The 312-nt window shown below is 68.6% G+C and carries 2 pseudogenes; both read right to left on the reverse strand.

The features are described 5' to 3' along the window. A pseudogene (locus tag U8L64_RS00515) lies at nt 1–138 on the reverse strand (5,6-dimethylbenzimidazole synthase); the annotation flags it as partial. Nucleotides 139–236: 98 nt separating this feature from the next. Continuing rightward, nucleotides 237–312 (reverse strand): annotated as a pseudogene (locus tag U8L64_RS20205) (hypothetical protein); the annotation flags it as partial.

A 312-nucleotide genomic window follows, 5' to 3' on the forward strand; every position in this document is an offset into this window, starting at 1 on the left:
CTCCGGCAGGGTGCGCCGACCGAACACGTGCGCCTCGCGCCCCTCCATCAGCGCCGCCACCAGCAGCTCGGCGCAGACATGGATGCCTTCGACCTTGAGCCGCAGAAACTCGGCGGAACGCTCGCCCAGCGCCACGGCGGCCTCGAACATCATCGCGCACGGCTGACCGCGCGGATGCACGCCCAGCACTCCGAGCCGGAATTCATCACGCGTATCTTCGAGCAGATCAAAGGCTTCGGCAGCTGCGGTTCGACCCCGGCAACGGCCCAGCGTGCGTGATGACGATGACCGGCAAGGCCGTGCAGGGCGCCA

Source organism: Pseudomonas sp. FIP_A4 (assembly GCF_036701605.1).
Taxonomy (GTDB): domain Bacteria; phylum Pseudomonadota; class Gammaproteobacteria; order Pseudomonadales; family Pseudomonadaceae; genus Stutzerimonas; species Stutzerimonas phenolilytica.